The 3,880-nt window shown below is 69.3% G+C and carries 4 protein-coding genes and 1 pseudogene; 3 read left to right on the top strand and 2 right to left on the bottom strand.

The window, feature by feature from the left end; all coding sequences use genetic code 11:
• From FV222_RS19585 to cysN, 3 genes are all read left to right on the top strand, one after another.
• Positions 1-386: phosphoadenosine phosphosulfate reductase family protein (locus FV222_RS19585; RefSeq protein ID WP_147815436.1), on the top strand; the 386-nt coding region annotated here is incomplete at its 5' end.
• Positions 383-1,318 (top strand): sulfate adenylyltransferase subunit CysD, encoded by a 936-nt coding sequence (cysD, locus tag FV222_RS19590; RefSeq protein ID WP_147752552.1) that lies wholly within the window; start codon positions 383-385, stop codon positions 1,316-1,318. The genes FV222_RS19585 and cysD, both read left to right, overlap by 4 nt.
• Positions 1,318-2,718: a sulfate adenylyltransferase subunit CysN gene (cysN, locus tag FV222_RS19595; RefSeq protein ID WP_147752553.1), complete on the top strand. Its 1,401-nt coding sequence runs from the start codon at positions 1,318-1,320 to the stop codon at positions 2,716-2,718. The genes cysD and cysN overlap by 1 nt, the downstream gene beginning before the upstream one ends.
• Before the next feature lie 214 nt (positions 2,719-2,932).
• Here cysN and FV222_RS31340 read toward each other — a convergent pair whose 3' ends face one another.
• Both FV222_RS31340 and FV222_RS31345 read right to left on the bottom strand, forming a co-directional pair.
• A complete protein-coding gene (locus tag FV222_RS31340; protein WP_246685551.1) occupies positions 2,933-3,481 on the bottom strand; it encodes a fumarylacetoacetate hydrolase family protein in 549 nt (182 codons plus the stop codon).
• A pseudogene (locus FV222_RS31345) lies at positions 3,394-3,880 on the bottom strand (hypothetical protein); the annotation flags it as partial. The gene FV222_RS31340 and the pseudogene FV222_RS31345, both read right to left, overlap by 88 nt.

Genomic DNA, 3,880 nt, shown 5'->3' on the forward strand with positions numbered 1-3,880 from the left:
CCGCCGGCTGGCTCACCGGCCTGCGCGCCGGCCAGTCCGCCAACCGCGCCGACACGCCGCTCGCCGAGTTCGACGAGGCCCGCAACCTGATCAAGCTCAACCCGCTGGCCGACTGGACGCGCGAGGACGTCGATCGCTTCGTGCGCGACAACTACGTGCCCTACAACGTCCTGCACGACCGCGGCTTCCCCTCGATCGGCTGCGCCCCCTGCACCCGCGCCGTCCGCGTCGGCGAATCCGAGCGCGCCGGTCGCTGGTGGTGGGAGCAGGAATCCAAGAAGGAATGCGGCTTGCACATCCATGCGCCCGAGGCCGACGTCGCGCCCGGCGAGGAAGCGGCCGCGTTCGAAACCACGAAATCCCATAGACCGGAGATGGCCCGATGAGCGCCGCACCCGCGATCCAGGCTCCGGCCGGCTCCCGTCTCACGCACCTGCAGCGGCTCGAGGCCGAGAGCATCCACATCTTCCGGGAGACGGTCGCCGAGACCGAGAACCCGGTGATGCTCTACTCGATCGGCAAGGATTCGTCGGTGCTCCTGCACCTGGCGCTGAAGGCGTTCGCGCCCGGCCGCCTGCCGTTCCCCCTGATGCACATCGACACGACCTGGAAGTTCAGGGAGATGATCGCCTTCCGCGACGCCCGCGCGAAGGAGCTCGGCCTCGAGCTGATCGTCCACACCAACCAGGACGGGCTCGCCCGCGGCGTCGGCCCGATCAGCCACGGATCGGAAGTCCACACCGACGTGATGAAGACGCAGGCGCTGCGTCAGGCCCTCGACAAGTACAAGTTCGACGCGGCCTTCGGCGGCGCCCGGCGCGACGAGGAGGCCTCGCGCGCCAAGGAGCGCATCGTGTCGCTCCGCACCGCCCAGCACCGCTGGGACCCGAAGCGGCAGCGCGCCGAGCCCTGGCACCTGTACAACCTGCGCAAGAAGCGCGGCGAGTCGCTGCGCATCTTCCCGCTCTCGAACTGGACCGAGCTCGATATCTGGCTCTACATCGAGCAGGAGCGGATCCCGATCGTGCCGCTCTACTTCGCCAAGCCCCGGCCGGTGGTGGAGCGCGACGGCCAGCTGATCATGGTGGACGACGACCGCCTGCCGTTGGAGCCCGGCGAGGCCCCGATGCTGCGCAACGTCCGCTTCCGCACGCTGGGCGACTATCCGCTCACGGGCGCCGTCGAGAGCGGCGCCGACACGCTGCCCGCGATCATCGGCGAGACGCTGGCCGCCCGCACCTCGGAGCGGCAGGGCCGGGTGATCGACAAGGACGGCGCCGGCGCCATGGAGCGCAAGAAGCAGGAAGGCTACTTCTGATGACGGTCCACCCCCCCAAGGACGCGTTCGACACCGCCGAGTTCGGCTACGAGTCGTTCCTCGCCGCGCATCAGAGCAAGGAAGTCCTGCGCTTCATCGCCTGCGGCTCGGTGGACGACGGCAAGTCGACCCTGATCGGCCGCCTGCTGCACGACACCAAGCAGATCTTCGACGACCAGATCACCGCGCTCCAGCGCGATTCGAAGAAGCACGGCACGCAAGGGCAGGAGGTCGACCTCGCTCTCCTCGTCGACGGCCTCCAGGCCGAGCGTGAGCAGGGCATCACCATCGACGTCGCCTACCGGTTCTTCTCCACCGACAGGCGCTCGTTCATCGTCGCCGACACCCCCGGCCACGAGCAGTACACCCGCAACATGGCCACCGGCGCCTCGACCGCCGATGTGGCCATCATCCTGGTGGACGCCCGCCAGGGCCTCACCCGTCAGACCCGGCGCCACGCCCTGCTGGTCTCGATGCTCGGCATCCGTCGCGTCGTGCTTGCGATTAACAAGATGGACCTCGTCGGCTGGTCGCAGGCCCGGTTCGACGAGCTGGTCGCGGGCTTCACCGCCTTCACCAAGGACTTCGCCTTCACCGAGGTCCGCGCGATCCCGCTCTCGGCCAAGAACGGCGACAACGTCGTGCTGCCGGCGGTCTCCACGCCCTGGTACCAGGGCGGGCCGTTGCTCGCGTATCTCGAAACCGTGCCGGTGCACGAGGAGGCTCTGGCCGCCCCGTTCCGCATGGCGGTGCAGTGGGTCAACCGGCCCAATTCCGAATTCCGCGGCTTCTCCGGCCTGATCGCCGCCGGCACCGTTCGGCCGGGCGATGCGGTGGCGATCGCGCCTTCCGCCCGCACCAGCACGGTCGCGCGCATCGTCGGCCCGGACGGCGACCTCGCCAGCGCCCAGGAGGGCCAGTCGGTCACCCTGGTGCTTGCCGACGAGGTCGACGCCTCGCGCGGCAGCGTCATCGCCACCGCCGCCCACCCGATGCAGGTCTCCGACACCCTCGACGTGCGCCTGTTCTGGGCCGCCGAGACCGAGCTCGCGCCCGGCGCTACGCTGCTCGCCAAGGTCGGCACCGTCACGGCCAACGCCGTGGTCGAGCGCATCCGCAACCGCGTCGACCCGGAGACGGGGCAGCCCGGCCCGGCCGACAAGCTCGTCGCCAACGACATCGCCGACGTCACGCTCAAGCTCGACCGCGCGGTGCCCTTCGACGCCTACGCCGAGACCCGCGACACCGGTGGCCTGATCCTGATCGACCGCGAGAGCACGGATACGGCGGCTCTGGGGCTGGTGCAGGCGCCGGCACGCGTGGCGGTAACGGCCGAAAAGCCGACGACGAATGCCGGGGGCGGCCTCCTCAGCCGCCTGCGCGGGTTGTTCGGCGGCTGATCTGAGACGGGGGCGCGCTGGCTCATCCGTCGCGCCCTCCATCCGATCCACCACCTCGAACTGAGGCGCTTCCGCGAAGCGGACGCCTTGAAGGAGGTCTCCAACCGGCCGCGCGGTCGCTGAGATGCTCCTTCGAGGCCCGCCGAGGCGGGCGCCTCGGGATCAGGACGTTCGGGGATCGTAAGATGGGCGGCGGCGGGCTGCTGCCCAGCTCTCAAACGAGCGTGAAGTGCAGCTCGCCCAGTCCCTCGAGGCTGGATACGACGGCGTCGCCCGGCTTCAGCCATTGCCGTTCCGCCCGCGGGATCTTCTCGCCGAAGATCACCCCCTGCGGCGTGCCGGTGTAGAAAATGTCGCCCGGCTTGATGGTCATGACCTTCGAGGCGAAGCTGATCAGCTGGCGGCAGTTGAAGATCATGTCCGCCGTGGTCCAGTCCTGCCGCACCGCGCCGTTGACCTTGGTGACAAGCCGCAGGTTGTTCGGGTCGGGCACGCGGTCGGCGGTCACGAGGTAGGGGCCGAGCGGCGCGAACCCGTCCGATGTCTTGCCGATCATGAATTGCGACGTGAGCGTCTGCAGGTCGCGGGCGCTGAAGTCGTTGCCGGTGGCGTAGCCTGCAACGTAGTCGAGGGCGTCGGCCTCCGAGACGTCGCGGCATTCGCGGCCGAAGACGATCACCAGCTCGGTCTCGTAGTCGAACTCGCGGGCGGCGTGCGTCGGCAGCTTGATCTCCCGCCGTGGTGATTGAGCGTGTTGTTGTATTTGTTGAACAGCGGTGGGTCCTTCGGTGGCGGCGTTCCCGTCTCCTCGGCGTGCTTGCGGTAGTTGAACCCCATCATGATGATCTTTTCCGGTCGGGTGACCAGCGGCGCATAGGCGACCTGATCCTCGGCGATCGTCAGGCGCGGGTCGGGGGCTGCCTCGACCGCGTCGATCACCGCGCGCAGCATCGGACCCTTCCCGTTCTGCAGGAGGTCGTCCATGTCGGCCGGCACCGGCAGGCCCACCGCCTTGCCGGCGGCGGTGACGTCGAGCACGCCGTCCCGGGTCTTCAATCCGAGGCCGTACGCGCCGTCGCGGCGGAGGTTGATCAGGATCATGTCGCGCGGCATGCCCCATAGGGCCTTTGCCGGGGGCAGCGCGGACGCCGCCGTCTCGGCC

The sequence above is a fragment of the Methylobacterium sp. WL103 genome (genome assembly GCF_008039885.1).
GTDB lineage: Bacteria > Pseudomonadota > Alphaproteobacteria > Rhizobiales > Beijerinckiaceae > Methylobacterium > Methylobacterium cerastii.